At 66.9% G+C, this 15904-nt stretch carries 16 protein-coding genes; 11 read left to right on the top strand and 5 right to left on the bottom strand.

Translation table 11 applies throughout. The annotated features are described in order from the left end of the window. Positions 1-103: 103 nt before the first annotated feature. The gene (locus GC150_01300) at positions 104-826 is read right to left on the bottom strand and encodes a DUF1013 domain-containing protein (GenBank protein MBI1383536.1); all 723 of its coding nucleotides are present in this window, start codon (positions 824-826) and stop codon (positions 104-106) included. Positions 827-1164: 338 nt separating this feature from the next. Between GC150_01300 and GC150_01295 the strand changes: the two genes are divergently transcribed. Together GC150_01295 and GC150_01290 are read left to right on the top strand one after the other, a co-directional pair. Further along, positions 1165-1599, top strand: coding sequence for an acyl dehydratase (locus GC150_01295; protein MBI1383535.1), 435 nt, complete (start codon positions 1165-1167; stop codon positions 1597-1599). 90 nt (positions 1600-1689) lie between these two features. After that, positions 1690-2673: a bifunctional riboflavin kinase/FAD synthetase gene (locus tag GC150_01290; protein ID MBI1383534.1), complete on the top strand. Its 984-nt coding sequence runs from the start codon at positions 1690-1692 to the stop codon at positions 2671-2673. A 55-nt stretch (positions 2674-2728) separates the two neighbouring features. Here the strand turns inward: GC150_01290 and GC150_01285 are convergent, their stop codons facing one another. After that, positions 2729-3376, bottom strand: a complete 648-nt coding sequence (locus GC150_01285; GenBank protein MBI1383533.1) for a hypothetical protein — start codon at positions 3374-3376, stop codon at positions 2729-2731. A 274-nt stretch (positions 3377-3650) separates the two neighbouring features. On the opposite strand from GC150_01285, the gene GC150_01280 reads away from it, so the two are divergent. The 4 genes from GC150_01280 to GC150_01265 all read left to right on the top strand — a co-directional run bounded on the left by GC150_01280 (position 3651) and on the right by GC150_01265 (position 6950). Then, entirely contained in the window at positions 3651-3794 is a 144-nt protein-coding gene (locus GC150_01280) for an aa3-type cytochrome c oxidase subunit IV (protein ID MBI1383532.1), read from the top strand. Positions 3795-3918: 124 nt separating this feature from the next. Next, positions 3919-5067: a Re/Si-specific NAD(P)(+) transhydrogenase subunit alpha gene (locus GC150_01275; GenBank protein MBI1383531.1), complete on the top strand. Its 1149-nt coding sequence runs from the start codon at positions 3919-3921 to the stop codon at positions 5065-5067. After that, complete coding sequence (locus GC150_01270; protein MBI1383530.1) at positions 5064-5450, top strand: NAD(P) transhydrogenase subunit alpha; 387 nt, start codon at positions 5064-5066, stop codon at positions 5448-5450. The genes GC150_01275 and GC150_01270 overlap by 4 nt, the downstream gene beginning before the upstream one ends. 96 nt (positions 5451-5546) lie before the next feature. Further along, a complete protein-coding gene (locus GC150_01265) occupies positions 5547-6950 on the top strand; it encodes an NAD synthetase (GenBank protein MBI1383529.1) in 1404 nt (467 codons plus the stop codon). Positions 6951-7076: 126 nt separating this feature from the next. Here GC150_01265 and GC150_01260 read toward each other — a convergent pair whose 3' ends face one another. Beyond that, positions 7077-7445: a hypothetical protein gene (locus tag GC150_01260; protein ID MBI1383528.1), complete on the bottom strand. Its 369-nt coding sequence runs from the start codon at positions 7443-7445 to the stop codon at positions 7077-7079. 134 nt (positions 7446-7579) lie between these two features. Between GC150_01260 and GC150_01255 the strand changes: the two genes are divergently transcribed. From GC150_01255 to GC150_01245, 3 genes are read left to right on the top strand one after another with little or no spacing between them, the layout of a single operon-like run. Continuing rightward, positions 7580-8242, top strand: a complete 663-nt coding sequence (locus GC150_01255; GenBank protein MBI1383527.1) for a pseudouridine synthase — start codon at positions 7580-7582, stop codon at positions 8240-8242. Continuing rightward, positions 8188-9129, top strand: a complete 942-nt coding sequence (locus GC150_01250; protein MBI1383526.1) for a hypothetical protein — start codon at positions 8188-8190, stop codon at positions 9127-9129. Before GC150_01255 ends, GC150_01250 begins: the two co-directional genes overlap by 55 nt. A gap of 29 nt (positions 9130-9158) precedes the next feature. After that, the gene (locus GC150_01245; GenBank protein MBI1383525.1) at positions 9159-10265 is read left to right on the top strand and encodes a hypothetical protein; all 1107 of its coding nucleotides are present in this window, start codon (positions 9159-9161) and stop codon (positions 10263-10265) included. Between the two features lie 17 nt (positions 10266-10282). Here the strand turns inward: GC150_01245 and GC150_01240 are convergent, their stop codons facing one another. Beyond that, positions 10283-11959: an NAD(P)-binding protein gene (locus GC150_01240; GenBank protein MBI1383524.1), complete on the bottom strand. Its 1677-nt coding sequence runs from the start codon at positions 11957-11959 to the stop codon at positions 10283-10285. A 173-nt stretch (positions 11960-12132) separates the two neighbouring features. Between GC150_01240 and GC150_01235 the strand changes: the two genes are divergently transcribed. Together GC150_01235 and moaB are read left to right on the top strand one after the other, a co-directional pair. Continuing rightward, positions 12133-13095 (top strand): uracil-DNA glycosylase, encoded by a 963-nt coding sequence (locus GC150_01235; protein ID MBI1383523.1) that lies wholly within the window; start codon positions 12133-12135, stop codon positions 13093-13095. A 49-nt stretch (positions 13096-13144) separates the two neighbouring features. Further along, positions 13145-13675, top strand: a complete 531-nt coding sequence (gene moaB / locus GC150_01230) for a molybdenum cofactor biosynthesis protein B (GenBank protein ID MBI1383522.1) — start codon at positions 13145-13147, stop codon at positions 13673-13675. 101 nt (positions 13676-13776) lie between these two features. Here the strand turns inward: moaB and GC150_01225 are convergent, their stop codons facing one another. Next, positions 13777-15720, bottom strand: a complete 1944-nt coding sequence (locus GC150_01225) for a hypothetical protein (GenBank protein MBI1383521.1) — start codon at positions 15718-15720, stop codon at positions 13777-13779. Positions 15721-15904 lie beyond the last annotated feature (184 nt).

Below are 15904 nucleotides of genomic sequence, written 5' to 3'. Positions count from 1 at the left end.
TGCAGGTTCCCCGAGCGCGATCTTATCCGGTTTTCGAACGGAACGATTGCTCGACGTGAGGACCCGAACCGTTCTCCACGCCCGAGGCCGGGCGAGGCGCCAATCACTCCTCGTCTTCCTTGGGTCGCATCGAGCGACCGCCGAGGTTTGCGAAAACCGTGTCGGCGTCTGGCATCACGTCCGCCTTGCGCACCTCGGGTTCGGGCGCTTGTGGAGCGGCTGGAGCGACGGTTTCCTCGGTCGGCAGGATCGTGCCCGCCGGCGCGGGACCGCCGCCCTTGGCCTCGCGCTCGGCAGCGACCCGCTTTGCGGCCTTACGAACCTCGGAATCGAGATCGATCTGGCTGCACAACCCCAGCGTCACCGGATCCTGCGCGACGAGGTTAGGAGAGTTCCAGTGCGTGCGCTCGCGGATCGCCTGGATCGTCGGCTTGGTCGTCCCGACGAGGCGGATCACCTGGCTGTCGAGCAATTCGGGATGATGCTTGACGAGCCAGAGAATGGCATTTGGCCGGTCCTGTCGGCGAGACACCGGCGTGTAGCGCGGCGCCTTCTTGCGCTTGACGCTCGGGATCTGCACCTTGGGACCGGAAATCTTCATCCGGTAGTTCGGATCGGCCTGGGCGCGCTTGATCTCCTCGCGCGTCACCTCACCGGCCGAGATCGGATCCATGCCCTTGATGCCCTGCGCCACGTCGCCGTCCGCGATTCCCCTCACCTCGAGCACATGGAGGCCACAGAATTCCGCGATCTGCTCGAAGGAGAGCGAGGTATTCTCGACCAGCCAGACGGCCGTCGCCTTGGGCATCAACGGTGTGGCATTCATCGGCAACTTCCTCCTGTCGGCCGCATCGGGGGGATGCGCGCCCGCAGCTTTGCTACGGTTGATTGGATCATCCACCTATAAGCCGAGGCGCGCTCCGCATGCAATCGCTTTGCGGCCCGCACGAAGCGAGCCTGCCGCCCGCCGCTGGCCGAAGCCAGAACCCCACTGCAATCCCCCTGAAGACAAGGTGAATTGTTGCCGAAATATTCATCGTGATCGGTTAGACGATTGGGGGTATCGACGCACAGCTGCGCCGCGATAGAGGGGTGGATTGTTCGGCCGGTGCTCATCGCAAGGGGACGGCAGCGCTTGCCGTGGTCGGCCGCGAGGGCGAGACGATGGATGCGTTGGTGAGGCAAGGTTATTATTTCGAGGACCTCGCCGTCGGCATGTCGGCGGAGCACCGAAAGCAGGTCACCGAGGCCGACATCCTCGCGTTCGCCGAAGTCTCGGGCGACTTCAACCCCGTCCATATCGACGCCGACTACGCCGCGACCACCATTTTCAAGGAGCGCATCGCGCACGGCATCCTCTCGGCGAGCCTCATCTCGGCGATATTCGGCATGCAACTGCCGGGACCGGGCGCGATCTATGTCGCCCAGACGCTCAACTTCAAGGCGCCGGTACGCATTGGTGACGAGGTCGTCGCCCGGGTCGAGTTGCAGGAGCTGTTTCCGGCCAAGCGCCGCGCCATGTTCCGCTGCGAATGTGCCGTCGGCGAAACCCGGGTGCTGGAAGGCGAGGCCGTCTTGCTGGTTCCCCGCCGCCCCTGAGGCACCGGATTGGGCGAGCCCGCGGGCCTGCGATCCCGCCACCGCACGACCACCTCGCCAAGGGCCGGTATCCGGTCTAATAGCTCGCCCATGAGAGTCCTTCGCAGCTATCGCGAGATGCCCGGCGAACTGGCCGGCGCGAGCCTCGCCATCGGCAATTTCGATGGCGTCCACCGCGGCCACCAGGCCGTGATCGCCCGGGCGCGCGCCCTTGCCGCCGAGCGCGGACGACCCGCCGGTGCCCTCTTCTTCGACCCCCATCCGCGTCGCTACTTCAACCCGGATCGACCGCACATCACCCTGACTCCGATCCCGCTGCGGCTCGATCTCCTCGCCGCGCTCGGCCTCGACCTCGCGGTCGTTCTGCCATTCGACGCCGCGCTCGCGGGCATGCCCGCCGAGGCCTTCGTTGCCGACGTCCTCGCCGCTGGCCTCGGTGCCGGTCAGATCGTGGTCGGTGCCGACTTCCATTTCGGTGCGGGCCGCCGGGGAACGCCGGCGCTGCTCGCCGAACTCGCCCCTCGGCACCGCCTCACGGTGAGCCGCCTCGAACCGCAGGGCGAAGGTGGTGAGGTCTTTTCGTCGAGCCGGGTACGTGCGGCTCTGGCGGCCGGCGACGTGCGCGCCGCGGCGGACGTTTTGGGCTACTGGTGGTGCGTGCGCGGTCAGGTCGTCTCAGGCGCCGGCCGTGGCCATGGCCTCGGCTTTCCGACCGCGAACATCCACCTCGCGCCGGACCAGACCCTGGCGCACGGCATCTACGCGGTTCGCATCCGCGTCGGCGCTGAGTATTTCGATGGCGCCGCCTATCTCGGCACGCGGCCGACATTCGACAACGGAGCGCCGGTCCTCGAGACGTTCCTCTTCGCCTTCGATCGCGACCTATACGGCCGCGAGATCGAGATCGAGTTCATCGCGCACCTGCGGAGCGACCGCGCATTCGAGAACGCCGGAGCACTCGCCGCGCAGATGGACCGCGACTGCTCCGAAGCCCGCCGCATCCTGGCCGACCTTCGCCGGAACGATCCGATGCGCGCCTATCCCCTCGGCCGCCGTCACGACCGGCTCGGCTGAGTGCGGGACGGGAAACGACCAAGACCGCCGCCCCCACCCGCCGCACTCAACCCTTTCAGTTGGCCAGTTCGGGGTAGCGCTTGGCGCATTTTTCCCCAATGAACTCGTTGACTTCGCTTGCCATTTCAGACTGGAACATGCCGAGCGAGCTTTCCAGTTTGGCCGCCGTCCAGAGCACACCCTGGATGAGACTTGGACCGACGATATCCCCGACCCCGAGTGTCACACTGCTCGCCTGGCCATCCTTGAAAGTGATTTTCGGCGCAAGCGTGAGGCCGACAGGCGTCGCCTCGCCCTCGCCCTCGATCGTGCAAGCGACCTCGTGCTTTGGTATTGCAAGTTCGTAGCTGGCCTTCGTCAGCGCCTCGACGATCGCCGCCTGCGCGACCGAGAGCGCCACCGAGCAGCGCGCATCACCGAAGCCCCAGTCGATGCTGCGTGCCTTGGCACCGTCGTCGATGTCCTCTCCAGCCCAGGTCTTCTGCAGGTCGCAGGTGACGAACTCTTCGCTCGCCTCCTTCTTGAGGATCACCGCGCAGAGCGCCTTCTCACAGTCCTTGAGCCTCGTGCGCTCTTCGGGATCGGCCTCGAGCGCCTCGGCGGCACCCACCAGGCACGCCAGCGTCAGCAGCGCCCCGGCAATCGTCATTCCACGCGCCCGGCGCGCCGCCCCCGACCACTTCCGCTCACCACCATTCCGCATCCGATACCCCTCCCATGGAGTAGCCCCATCCCCGCCCGCGGACCGCCGGTCTCACACCGGCTCGACAGCGAGCGACCCGTCCCTACCGTGGACCACTCGCGCCAACCAGTCGCGTGCGGCTTTTCTTTGGCAATCGCGCGGCCGAAACGGCAACCACCCTTGGCAACGCGGCCGTCATTCGATAACCGCATGGATTGGAATACGTGAGGGGGGCACGCGGCCGGCTGGCATCGCGCCGACGGCCCGGGACCTGCCACCGAAACGAGGGGACCCCATGGATATCGACAATATGAAGGGCCATCCGGCCATGGACTACGCGGAGCATGGACGCACCTACAAGGGGTTCGTGAGCGCCTTCGTTTGGGGCACCATAGCCTGCGTCGTAATTCTTGTGGGCATGGCCTGGACGCTACTCTGATTGCATTCGCCCACGGCGGACCGTTGGGGCGATGTCCCGGCCCGCCGTTGCAGCTGACGGTTCGCGCCACGGCGCCACGACAGCTGCCGTCAGTTTCGACCCCGAACCATTGGATGATGCCACGATGCCGACCATCGCCGTGACACGGGAGGGCCCCGACGAGCCCCGCGTCGCCGTCACCCCGGAGACGGCCAAGAAACTGATCGGCCTCGGCTGCAAGGTGCGCGTGGAAACCGACGCCGGGCGCCGCTCTGGCTTTCTCGATCAGAGCTATCGCGAGGCCGGCGCCGATGTCGTCGGCTCGGCCGGCGAAGCGCTCGCGGGCGCCGACATTCTCTTGAAGGTGCGCCGGCCGGGCGATGGCGACCGCGCCTATCTGAAGCCCGGCACCATTGTCGCCGCCATCGTCAATCCGTTCGACGACCGTCCCGACCTCGAAGCCCTCGCCGGCCTCGGCATCCGCACTTTCGCGATGGACCTGATGCCCCGCATCACCCGCGCCCAGTCGATGGACGTGCTCTCCTCCCAGTCGAACCTCGCGGGCTACAAGGCCGTCGTCGATGCCGCCGCCGCGTTCGGCCAGGCCATGCCGATGATGATGACGGCGGCCGGCACCGTGCCCGCCGCCCGTGTCTTCGTCATGGGGGCAGGTGTTGCCGGCCTCCAGGCCATCGCCACCGCCCGCCGCCTCGGCGCGGTCGTCACCGCGACGGACGTGCGCCCCGCCGCCAAGGAGCAGGTCGCCTCGCTCGGCGCCAAGTTCATCGCGGTCGAGGACGAGGAGTTCAAGGCAGCCGAGACCGCCGGCGGTTACGCCAAGGAAATGTCGGACGCCTACAAGGCCAAGCAGGCCGCGCTCGTCGCTGGCCACATCGCCAAGCAGGACATCGTGGTCACCACCGCGCTCATCCCTGGCCGCCCGGCGCCCCGCCTCGTCTCTCGGGCGATGGTCGAGAGCATGCATCCTGGTGCGGTCGTCTTCGACCTCGCCGCCGAGCGGGGTGGCAACTGCGAACTGACCGTTCCGGGCCAGTCGATCGTCACCGACAATGGCGTCACCATCCTCGGGCCGCGCAACGTCGCGGCCGGGCTGCCGGTCAACGCCTCGTCCCTCTATGCCAAGAACCTCCTTTCGTTCCTCTCACTCATGGTCGGCAAGGACAAGGAGGGCGTCGTCGTCGACATGGCCGACGAGATCATCAAGGGCACGCTGGTGACCGATGGCGGCGCCATCGTACACCCGGCCCTCGTCAAGAAGGAGCAGGCCGCATGATGCCCCGCCTCGCCACGCTGGCCACGATGGTTGCAGCGCTCGTATCGCTTGCCGGCCCGGCGCTCGCGGCGGGCGGCGACCAGATCGACCCGACCGTCTATCGCTTCGGTCTTTTCGTCCTCGCCATTTTCGTCGGCTACTACGTGGTCTGGAGCGTGACGCCCGCGCTGCATACGCCGCTTATGTCGGTGACCAACGCGATTTCCTCCGTGATCGTGGTCGGTGCGCTGCTCGCCGTTGCGGTACCCGCCATCACGGACGGCTCCACTCTCGCCCGCGTCTTCGGCTTCCTCGCTCTCGTGATGGCCTCGGTGAACATCTTCGGCGGCTTCCTGGTCACCCAGCGCATGCTCGCCATGTACAAGAAGAAGGAAAAGAAGTGAGCGTTTCGGCGCGCCATTGCGCGCCTTGGCACCTGCTCCCTCTTCGCCACCGCCCGAATTGCACAGGCCCCGTGGCCAACCTCCTAGGAAGCTGACATGAGCGCCAACGTCGTCGCCCTTCTCTATCTCGTCTCCGGCGTGCTCTTCATCATGGCGCTCCGTGGACTTTCCTCTCCCGAAACGTCGCGCCGCGGCAACATGCTCGGCATGGCCGGCATGGCGATCGCGATCCTGACGACCCTGGCGACAGCCGGTCCGATCGACACGATGTCGTGGCTGCTGATCCTCGCCGGCCTCGGCGTCGGCGGCGGCATCGGCGCCTACATCGCCGGTCGCATACCGATGACGGCGATGCCGCAGTTGGTCGCCGCATTCCACTCCCTGGTCGGCCTCGCCGCGGTGTTCGTTGCCGCCGGCGCGCTCGCGGCACCGGGCGCCTTCGGTATTCTCGATGCGAACGGCGCCATCGTCGGCGCCAGTCTCTTCGAGATGGCCCTCGGCGTGGCCATCGGCGCGATTACTTTCACGGGCTCCGTCATCGCCTTCGCCAAGCTCGACGGTCGCATGTCCGGCGCGCCGATCATGCTGCCGGCCCGCCATCTCATCAACATCGCGCTCGCCGTCGCCATCGCCGTGCTCGTCTGGTGGTTCATCTCGAGTGGCTCGCAGCTCGCCTTCTGGCTGATCGTCGCGGCCTCCCTCGCCCTCGGCATCCTCATCATCATCCCGATCGGCGGCGCCGACATGCCGGTCGTCGTCTCGATGCTGAACTCCTATTCCGGCTGGGCAGCCGCCGGCATCGGCTTCACCCTCGGCAACACGGCGCTCATCATCGTCGGCGCGCTGGTCGGCTCCTCGGGCGCGATTCTCTCCTACATCATGTGCAAGGGCATGAACCGCTCGTTCATCTCCGTCATCCTCGGTGGCTTCGGCGGCGAGGCGGTGGCGGCAGCCGACGACGGCGTGCAGCGCACCGTCAAGCGCGGCTCGGCCGAGGATGCCGCATTCCTCATGAAGAACGCTTCGCGCGTCATCATCGTGCCCGGCTACGGCATGGCGGTCGCCCAGGCCCAGCACGCACTTCGCGAGATGGCAGACAATCTCAAGAGCGAAGGTGTGGAGGTCAAATACGCCATCCACCCCGTCGCCGGCCGCATGCCGGGACACATGAACGTCCTGCTCGCAGAGGCGAACGTGCCTTATGACGAGGTCTTCGAACTCGAGGACATCAACAGCGATTTCCCGCAGTCCGACGTCGTCTACGTGATCGGCGCCAACGATGTGACAAATCCCGCCGCCGAGGACGATCCCTCCTCCCCGATCTATGGTATGCCGGTGCTCCAGGTCTGGAAATCCGGCACCGTGCTGTTCAACAAGCGCTCGCTCGCCTCGGGTTATGCCGGCATCGACAACCCGCTCTTCTATCGCGACAACACCATGATGGTGCTGGGCGATGCCAAGAAGATGACGGAGGAAATCGTCAAGGCGCTGGCGCACTGATCGACCTGGCCGGATCGAATCCGGGGTGCCTGACGCGTCGCCGTGCGCCCTGGCAGGTCCCGACCGACGGCCGGGCGTGCGAACGAGCAGCCCGGCCCGCCATGTCCCGGCAAGTTACCCGCGCGTCTACTCGCAGCCATGCTTGACGTACGCGGTCGTGGCCCCGCGCCGGCGGGCCTGGTTCTCGAAATCCTCCGCATCCGCCTTGTCGTAGCCCCGGTAGACCGCGCAGAACCAGCCGGGCCTGAACCCGTCGACGTCGTTGGTGTCGATGACCTCGCCGCCGTAGTTGTCGACGCCTGTCTGGGCCCCTTGCCAGTTGCGCGAACAGACGGTGATAGCGAACCAGCTGCAATTGCCGTTGTCGCTGACGGGAACGAGCGACTGCGCAACGGGCGCCAGCTGCAGGGGCCGCACGGCCGCCTCGACGGTGGCCACCCCAGCCGTCATCGTCGTCGCCGCAAGAATTGCGAACGCCATCGCTTTCAATCGCATCGCTGTGTTCCCTTGAAACCCGGGCGTCGTCGCACCCGGCTCGGCCAGCCTGTCCATCCATTGGGCGAGGCTCGACCATCCGTATACAGCAGTTGGCCGCCGACCTTTCACAAATCCGAAAGTGTTTTCGTCCGATGGCGCGCCCACCACAGCCGTCCGCATGTGCGCGCCCCCTGCTTCATGCGCGCCGCTTCGCGCTTGCGCGTGCCGCACCGGAGAGGCACCGTGCGCCCATGGCGCGAACGATCCTCTTCAACAAGCCGTTCGACGTGCTCTCGCAGTTCACCGATCGGCTCGGAGCCGAGGCAGGGACCGCCCGTCGCACGCTCTCCGATTTCATTCCCATTCCCGGCGTCTATCCGGCCGGCCGCCTCGACCGCGACAGCGAGGGGCTCCTCGTGCTGACCGACGACGGCCGCCTCCAGACCCGCCTTGCGGACCCGCGCAGCAAGACGCCCAAGACCTATTGGGTGCAGGTCGAGGGCGAGCCCGATGCCACGGACCTCGCCGCGCTATGCGCCGGCATCACCTTGAAGGACGGCCCGACCGCGACCGCCCGTGCACGCCGCATCCCCGAGCCCCCCCACCTCTGGCCTCGCACGCCACCGGTTCGCTTCCGCAAGAGCGTGCCCGACTGCTGGCTCGAAATCACCATCACCGAAGGCCGCAACCGTCAGGTGCGCCGCATGACGGCCGCCATCGGCCATCCGACATTGCGCCTCGTGCGCTTTTCCGTCGGCCCATGGACGCTCGCGGGGCTTGCGAGCGGCGCTTGGCGTTGGGTCGACGCCGAATGAGCCTAGCGATATTCGCGGAACACATGACCGGAAGGCACCGACGCGTCTTGTCAAGGTCGACGGTCCGTCGCAGGCTGGAGGATCGTCGAACCAAAGGGAGCCACCCCATGTCCAACGTCCAGCGTATTGCCGATCAGGGGCCCGGCCACCGACCGGACATGAGTCCGGCGGAGTGGCAGACCCGCATCGAACTAGCCGCCTTTCATCGCCTCTACGTTCACTTCGGCTGGACCGACCTCATCTACACCCACCTCAGCGCCCGCTCGCCCGACAACCCCCACCACTACATCATCAAGCCGGACCACCTGATGATGGACGAGGTGACGGCTTCCAACCTGATCAAGATGGACCTCGACGGCAACCTCGTTTCGGGCGACTGCGAACCGAACCTCGCCGGCCATCTCATCCACTCGGCGATCCATTCGGCACGCCCGGAAATCAGGTTCGCGGCACATACGCACTCGCGCGCCGGTGCGGCGGTTTCCTGCATGGACTGCCCGATCCTGCCGCTCTCCCAGCACGCCAACATGATCATTCCGACGGTCGCCTACCACGACTACCAGGACGTGACGACCGCCGAGGAGGAATGCGCGGCACTCGCCCGCGATATCGCGGATAAATATCTCCTCGTCATGCGCAATCACGGTCTCCTCGCGGTCGGGCGCAGCGCCGCCGAGTGCTTTTATTATCTCTACTATCTGGAGATGGCCTGCAAGATTCAGGTCGACGTTCTGGCGAGCGGCCAGAAGCCGGTGCTGGCCTCGGATGCCATCGTCGACGGGTTGTTCCGCTACAAGGGCGCGCCGGAGGTTCCACCTTCGGGTATTCGCGTCTGGCCGTCGATGCTTCGCCTCCTCGACCGCAAGGGCGAAAACTACCGGGATTGACCGCGACCGCAGTATGGTGGGGGCGCTTCATGACACGCATCGAGGCAATCCGGCTTTATCCCCTCGACCTCGCCTTCGTCGGCGGAGGCTTCGCCACCTCCTACGGTCATCGCACGCATCTCGGAAATTGCCTCCTCGAGGTCGTGACGGCGGACGGCGCTACGGGCTGGGGTGAGATCGCAAGGAAGGCCGGCAATTCCCCGGTGCCGAGCAAACCGGAGCGGATCGCGCTCTTTCGCTCCCGTCTCGCCCCTGTCCTCGGCGCGGATGCCAGCAACCGGGCCGAGGTTTTCGACCGCCTCGGCCCCGTTGCCTTCGACTTGTCGAACCTGACGATGGCCCTGGACACGGCCCTATACGACGTGGTCGCCCGCGCCGCGAACCTGCCGATGTCCTCTCTTCTCGGCGGCGCGTGCGCCGCCGCCATCCCGACCTACCGCTCGATCAGCCAGGCATCGCCGACCGCGATGGCCGATGAGGCCGCTGCCGCCCGCACGGACGGCTGTCGCGTCTTCCAGATGAAAGTCGGGGGCGAAACGCCGCCCGCGGACGACATCGCCCGCATCGAGCGCCTCGCCGGTGACCTCGTGGCGGGCGATGTTCTCCTCTGCGATGCCAACGGCGGCTGGTCACCGGAGACCGCCCGCAGCGTCATGCCCCGGTTTTCCGACCCCCGCATCCTCTGGGAGGAGCCGACGGACAGCTTCGATGAGAACCGCGCTCTCGCTGCGGACCTCGGCGTGCCCGTCGTGCTCGACCAGTGCGTGACCGGGCTGGACGTAGTGGCAAGGGCCTGCACCGCTGGCGTTTTCGCCGGCATCGGCATCAAGCCGACCTTCCAGAGCGGGCTCGCACCGGCGCGCACCGCGCGCGACCTATGCATCGCCCATGGTCTCAAGATGAAAATCGACGACAGCTGGGTGGCCGACGTGGGAACGCACGCTACGCTCCATCTCGCGATGGCAACCCCGCCGGACCTGCTCATCGCCGGAATCGACATGCGCGTTTATTTCGAGACGCGCGTCGCGGAAGGTGGCGGCCACCTCGAACGCCACCAGTTTTCCCCTCCGTCTGCTCCCGGCCTCGGGATCGTTCCGGACCGGGCGCGCCTCGGAGCGGCGGTGGAGGTGGGGTGAAGGCCCCCCGCCCCCCTCTACATCCCCGGATAGACCGGTCCCTCGCCGCCCTGCGGTACCGTCCAGTTGATGTTCTGGTTGGGATCCTTGATGTCGCAGGTCTTGCAGTGCACGCAGTTCTGCGCGTTGATCTGGAAGCGTTTGCTTCCCGCCCCGTCGTCCACCCACTCGTAAACGCCCGCCGGACAATAGCGGTTGGACGGCCCCGCGAAGATCGCGAGTTCGCTCCGCTTCTGCAAGTCTGAGTCGCGCACCTTGAGGTGCACCGGCTGGTCCTCGTCGTGGTTCGTGCCGGAAAAGGAAACGTTCGTCAGCCGATCGAACGTCAGGACGCCATCGGGCCTCGGATAAACGATCGGCTTGTGCTTGGCGGCCGGCTCCAGCGCCGCATGGTCCGGCTTGCCGTGCCCGAGCGTGAAGAGCCCGCCCGGGATGATCGTATTGATCCACATGTCGAGGGCGCCGAGCGGAATGCCGATCCACGTGCCGAAACGCGACCAGAGCGGCTTGACGTTGCGCACCTTCTTGAGGTCGCGCGCGATGTCGGAATGCCAGAACGCCTCCTGGTAGGCATCGAGCTGATCGCCCGAGCGCCCCGCCACGATCGCATCGAACGCCGCCTCCGCCGCCATCATCCCGGAGAGGATGGCGTTGTGCGAGCCCTTGATGCGCGGCACGTTGACGAAGCCCGCCGAGCAGCCGACGAGGGCACCGCCCGGAAAGACGAGCTGCGGCACCGACTGCCATCCGCCCTCCGTGATCGCGCGCGCGCCGTAGGCGATCCGTTTTCCTCCCGAGAACGTCGGGGCGATCGCCGGGTGCGTTTTGAAGCGCTGGAACTCCTCGAACGGGCTCAGGTGCGGGTTCTTGTAGTTGAGATGGACCACGAAGCCGACGGAGACGAGGTTTTTCCCATAGTGGTAGAGGAACGAGCCACCGCCCGTCCGGCTGTCGAGCGGCCAGCCGAAGGAATGCTGGACGAGGCCCGGGCGGTGGTTCTCCGGGGCGACCTCCCAGAGTTCCTTGAGTCCGATGCCGAACTTCTGCGGCTCGCGCCCCTCGTCGAGATCGAACTTGCCGATGATCTCCTTGGCGAGAGAGCCGCGCACGCCTTCGGCGATGATCGTGTACTTGGCATGCAATTCCATGCCGCGCGTGAAGTTGGCCGTCGGCTCGCCGTCCTTGCCGATCCCCATGTCGCCGGTCGCGACGCCCTTGACCGAGCCGTCGTCGGCATAGAGCACCTCGGCTGCGGCAAAGCCCGGGAAGATTTCGACGCCGAGCGCCTCGGCCTGCTCGCCGAGCCACTTGGTGACGGCGCCGAGCGAGACGATGTAGTTGCCATGGTTGTTCATGAGCGGCGGCATGGCGAAGTTCGGCAATCGCATGTCGCCCGCCGGCCCGAGGAAGAGGAAGCGATCCTCCTTGACAGGCGTTTCGATCGGCGCGCCCTTCTGCCTCCAATCCGGGATGAGACGATCGAGCCCGATCGGATCGATCACCGCGCCCGAAAGTATGTGCGCTCCGACCTCGCCACCCTTCTCGAGAACCACGACGGAGATTTCCTGCCCCTTCTCGCCCGCGAGTTGCATCAGCCGGATCGCGGTCGCGAGGCCGGCCGGCCCCGCGCCCACCACCACGACGTCGAACTCCATCGCCTCGCGCTCGGGCAGCGCGTCCGTGCTCCTGGCCATGACCGCCTATCGTCCTCTCTGCAATCCCACGCCCCGGCACGTGCGCTCACACCGCCGGGTCCCCGGTTCAATCCAACCTCGAGGGCCTGTATAAAGAGACCGTACGGCCTTTCAACTGCGCGTCGGCTTGCGACATGATCGCCGACCCGTTCCGACGCTCGAAGGTGCGACCGATGACCCCCGACCGTGAACTGCAGGCGGTGACCGCCTTCATCGATTGGTATCGCGAGGCCGGCGTGACGCTCGACTTCGGCGAGACGGCCACCGACTGGTTCGCCAAGTCCGCGGCGCTCGCACCAGGCGGGGCGGGTGACCCGATTATCTCGGGCGGCATCGCCGCTCCAACCGCACACCGCGCACCGGCGCCTGCCTCCCGCCAGTCGGTTGCCCAACCAGGTGCGAACGCGCGCGTTGCGACACCACCCGCCCCCACGGGCGCGACCACGTCTCGGCGCCCTCTGCCCGATGCCCCTGCCGCCAGACCCGGGCCTGCCGCACCGAAAGCCCCGACCACCCTCGACGAGGCCACCCGCGCACGCATTCTCGCCGCCCCCTCCCTCGCCGCCCTCCACGCGATCCTGGCGAATTACGACGGCTGCCCCTTGAAGCGCACCGCCCGCTCGCTCTGCTACTTTCGCGGTGTCGAACGGGCGCGCCTGATGGTCATCGGCGAAGCGCCCGGTGGCGAGGAGGATCAGCGCGGCAAACCCTTCGTCGGCCCCGCCGGCCAGCTACTGGACCGCATGCTGGCCGCCATCGGTCTCGACGAGGGCGATGTCCACATCACCAACATCGTCTACTGGCGGCCACCCGGAAACCGCAACCCGACCGCCGAGGAGGTCGAGGCCTGCCGCCCGTTCCTCGAGCGCCAGATGGCGCTGGTCGATCCCGAATTCGTCTTGCTGCTCGGACGGCCGGCCGCCAACCATCTGCTCGCGAACGAAGAAAGCATCAAACGCCTGCGCGGCCGCTGGATGGCGCTGCCGTTCGCCGCCGGGGCCGGGCGCAGGGTCCTCGCGACCTTCCATCCCGCCTACCTGCTCCGAACTCCCGGCGCGAAGCGCGACACCTGGTCGGACCTCCTGCGCCTCAAGCTCGCGCTCGAGGGCGCACCGGAATCGGCCAGAACGCACTGAGCCAGCGCGCGACGTTGACCGGCTCGAACCGAAGGATCAAGAGGCCACCATGAACCGCATCGACGAGAGCCGCCCCTTCATCGCCGTCCGCATTGCCGTGCTGACGGTTTCCGACACGCGCAGCCTCGCGGACGACAAATCCGGCACCCTGCTCGCAGAACGGGTGCGCGGCGCCGGCCACACGCTCGTCGAACACGCCATCGTACGCGACGAGGTGGCCACGATCCGCGCCAGGGTCACGGCCTGGATCGCCGATCCCTCCGTCGATGTGGTGATCACCACGGGCGGCACGGGCTTCACCGGCCGTGATCTGACACCCGAGGCCGTCCGCCCACTCTTTGAAAAGGAGATCGAGGGCTTTTCCGTCGCCTTCCACATGCTGAGCTGGGAGAAGATCGGCACATCGACGCTGCAGTCGCGGGCCTGTGGCGGCCTCGCCAACGGCACGTACGTCTTCTGTTTGCCGGGCTCGCCAGGCGCCTGCCGCGATGCCTGGGACGGCATCCTCGCCTTCCAGCTCGACAACCGCCACCGGCCCTGCAACTTCGTCGAGATCATGCCGCGGTTGTCGGAACGCTGAAATCTTACGCGCGCCTGCTGAACGCCAGTGCCGCAAATGCCGAGGGCGCCGCGATCGCCGCGGCGCCCTCTCTATTCATCGTATCGTGTTCGCAGTCCGCGTCAGCAGAAGTTTCCATAGCGGTTGCACTGCCGGTTGAGGCCGGGGTTGCTGCTGCCGGAACTGCTGCTGCCGCCACCGATACCGATTCTGATGCCGCCGATACCAATGGTCGCGCTGCCGCCACTGGTCGTCGTTGTCTTCTTCGGGGCGGTGCGTGTAGCCGTCCGCGTCGTCGTCTTCTTGGGCGCGGTGCGCGTCGTGGTCGTACGCGTGGTCCGCTTGCGCGGCGTCGCCTCTTGCGTGGTGCTGGCACGGCGCGTCGTCGTGCGCGGGGTCACCTTCTTGGGCGCCGCGGTGGTCTCCCGCCGCGTCGTCGTGCGGCGCGGCTGGTTGACGGTCCGCGACGGCGCCTCACAGACTTGATCCTCGATCTCCGAGGCGAGGGCATAGGCCTCCAGCGAAGGCTCGTCCGTGTCGAAACGGCCCTCGACCTCCTTGGCGAAGCGCTGCAACGCACCCCGGCTCTGGTTACCCCAGATTCCGTCCACCGCACCATTGAGGCAGCCGACGCGCTTCAGCTCTTCCTGGAGCGCGAGTGCCAGATTCTCCGGCTCCACGATCGCTTCAGCCTCTTCCGCCGCGGCATCGGCACGCGCAACGGCCGCACCCGGCGTGGCGGGCGTGCCCGTCGCCGCGGGCGCCGCACCGGTGCTTCCAGCCTGGTCTGCCGCGGCCGTGCCCGCGTTCACGGCGCCGGCCCCGGCGTTGCCGGTATCGGTCACGGTCTCACCGCGCAGCGAGGCCACCCGGGACAGCAATTCGGCCTTGCGTGCGCAGCACTCGCAATCCTGGTTGAAGACCTCGATCTCGGCGACCGTGCCGTTTTCGAGCAGTCGCTCGACCGTTGCCGCTTCCAGCGCGCAGACCTGCGCCTTACGCTGGTTGTCACGCACCGCCGCACGCAGTTCGTCGCCCCTCGGGCAGTAGATGCAGGTCCGCAGGTAGTCCTGGATGCCGTCGATGTCGAGCCGCGCCAGAAGCGAACCCGACTGCAGCTTCTCGCGATGCTGACGGGTGATGACCTGGGGCGGCATCGAAACCACGCTCGCCGTCTCCACGAGGATATCGCCGGCCGTGCCGCCAGCGATGTCCGGCACCTGACGGACGCCCGGCTGCAGGGCCTGGAGGCGGGTTGCGACGCGGTTGGCGACGAACGACTCGATCTCGCCAAGCGTCACGCTGCCGTCCGCATTGCCGCCGAAGCGGCTGTCGTCGGCCTCGCCGAACATGCCGAGCACGAGCGCATCGGTGAACACGCTCTGCTTGTACTCGGTATCCCAGACCGCGAATTCGTCGCCCTGCGCGGCGGCGAGGATGAGGAAGCCATCGTCGGCGACCGGTGCGCGCTTGGTCACGATCACGGGCGCACCATGGATCGGAGCGCTGCGGTTGGTCAGCAGATCGCCGGCCTGTGAGCGCCCGGAAAAGCAGCTCTCGAGAACCAGGGTCACGCGGCCTTCCGGCAGCTTCTGATCACGCAGGCGCTTCAACTGCTCGATCATGTCGTCGAGCGAGAAGCCCGTGTGCACGAGATTGTCCGGTCGCGAATCGACCGCCATCAGGAACGGCTTGGCATCGCCGCCGCCACCGACCGTCTCCTTGGAGCCGTGGCCGGCGAAATAGACGAACACCTCGGCATCGGGCTGCGTCACGATGTTCTGCACGCGGCCCGCCGCGCTCTGACTGCCGAAAAGCGCGCGCATGTCGCCGAGCGTCGCATTGTTGATCCGGATGACGTTGCGCGCCGGCACGCCGAGAGCTCCGGTGACCATGGTCTCGATGGCATCGGCATCGCGCATCGCGAAATCGACGCCGGCCGCGTGCGTGTAATCCTTGTTGGCGATGATGATGGCATGTCGTTCCTTGGCGTTGGCCAGGGTCGGCGCCGTCAGCGCCGCGAGCATCGCTGCCGCGATACCGACAATTCGTCTCAAACTGAGCATCGCAAACTCCCGTTGATGTTTCGACACCGTCCGCCGTGGTGTGTGACAGCGTCTCGAGTTGCCGCCCGTGTGCGTGATGGCCGCATCTTAGAGCAGAGTTCTTCAAAAATCTTCTGGAACAGCCAGAAAAGTTTGAGCGGAACGCCGTTCGCTGTTCCTCGAGCGCGCACCCCCTGTCGCGCGG

This window comes from Hyphomicrobiales bacterium (genome assembly GCA_016125495.1).
Taxonomy (GTDB): domain Bacteria; phylum Pseudomonadota; class Alphaproteobacteria; order Rhizobiales; family RI-29; genus RI-29.
The sequence above is the reverse complement of the archived record's forward strand: the minus strand, read 5'-3'. Positions and strand labels throughout refer to the sequence as shown.

What these genes read in the sequence shown, in the direction of transcription:
- GC150_01300 (MBI1383536.1), bottom strand. Translation starts at nt 826, where the DNA reads ATGAATGCCACACCGTTGATGCCCAAGGCGACGGCCGTCTGGCTGGTC.
- GC150_01295 (MBI1383535.1), top strand. Translation starts at nt 1,165, where the DNA reads ATGGATGCGTTGGTGAGGCAAGGTTATTATTTCGAGGACCTCGCCGTC.
- GC150_01290 (MBI1383534.1), top strand. Translation starts at nt 1,690, where the DNA reads ATGAGAGTCCTTCGCAGCTATCGCGAGATGCCCGGCGAACTGGCCGGC.
- GC150_01285 (MBI1383533.1), bottom strand. Translation starts at nt 3,376, where the DNA reads ATGCGGAATGGTGGTGAGCGGAAGTGGTCGGGGGCGGCGCGCCGGGCG.
- GC150_01280 (MBI1383532.1), top strand. Translation starts at nt 3,651, where the DNA reads ATGGATATCGACAATATGAAGGGCCATCCGGCCATGGACTACGCGGAG.
- GC150_01275 (MBI1383531.1), top strand. Translation starts at nt 3,919, where the DNA reads ATGCCGACCATCGCCGTGACACGGGAGGGCCCCGACGAGCCCCGCGTC.
- GC150_01270 (MBI1383530.1), top strand. Translation starts at nt 5,064, where the DNA reads ATGATGCCCCGCCTCGCCACGCTGGCCACGATGGTTGCAGCGCTCGTA.
- GC150_01265 (MBI1383529.1), top strand. Translation starts at nt 5,547, where the DNA reads ATGAGCGCCAACGTCGTCGCCCTTCTCTATCTCGTCTCCGGCGTGCTC.
- GC150_01260 (MBI1383528.1), bottom strand. Translation starts at nt 7,445, where the DNA reads ATGCGATTGAAAGCGATGGCGTTCGCAATTCTTGCGGCGACGACGATG.
- GC150_01255 (MBI1383527.1), top strand. Translation starts at nt 7,580, where the DNA reads ATGGCGCGCCCACCACAGCCGTCCGCATGTGCGCGCCCCCTGCTTCAT.
- GC150_01250 (MBI1383526.1), top strand. Translation starts at nt 8,188, where the DNA reads ATGGACGCTCGCGGGGCTTGCGAGCGGCGCTTGGCGTTGGGTCGACGC.
- GC150_01245 (MBI1383525.1), top strand. Translation starts at nt 9,159, where the DNA reads ATGACACGCATCGAGGCAATCCGGCTTTATCCCCTCGACCTCGCCTTC.
- GC150_01240 (MBI1383524.1), bottom strand. Translation starts at nt 11,959, where the DNA reads ATGGCCAGGAGCACGGACGCGCTGCCCGAGCGCGAGGCGATGGAGTTC.
- GC150_01235 (MBI1383523.1), top strand. Translation starts at nt 12,133, where the DNA reads ATGACCCCCGACCGTGAACTGCAGGCGGTGACCGCCTTCATCGATTGG.
- moaB (MBI1383522.1), top strand. Translation starts at nt 13,145, where the DNA reads ATGAACCGCATCGACGAGAGCCGCCCCTTCATCGCCGTCCGCATTGCC.
- GC150_01225 (MBI1383521.1), bottom strand. Translation starts at nt 15,720, where the DNA reads ATGCTCAGTTTGAGACGAATTGTCGGTATCGCGGCAGCGATGCTCGCG.